1 rRNA gene is annotated in these 455 nt (G+C 38.4%); it reads left to right on the top strand.

The features are described 5' to 3' along the window. Positions 1-102 (top strand): 16S ribosomal RNA (locus tag AC1DFM_RS34780); the annotation flags it as partial. Positions 103-455 lie beyond the last annotated feature (353 nt).

Consider the following 455-nt stretch of genomic DNA (forward strand, 5'->3'; position numbering starts at 1 on the left):
GAAGTCGGCAACCGCAAGGAACCGCCTAGGGTAAAATCGGTAATTGGGGCTAAGTCGTAACAAGGTAGCCGTATCGGAAGGTGCGGCTGGAATACCTCCTTTTTAGAGCTCATTAACCTGAGTRAGCTGTTGTTTCCTTCTTTTAATTTATTGCTACTAACGYAGAYGGCTACACGCCAAAGCGRATAGAGCAGAAAACTTAAAACAGCAATGTTTAAAGTTTTTCAAGTTCTTTTCAATCTTTAATGAAGATGTGTARCTAAAGAGTTACAGAGATCRGATCTCACACATCGRCAATAATCACRSAAATGAAATCTTGYAAAAGAGATCAGTGATTAAAAGTTCTTTGACATATTGGGAAATGCAAGTTGTATTCGAAATAGTAGTATTTGAATACTAAATTTTTTAAAGCGAATAAGAGCGCATGGTGGATGCCTAGGATCTAAGAGGCGAAG

The organism is Chitinophaga sp. 05T412 (genome assembly GCF_056396465.1).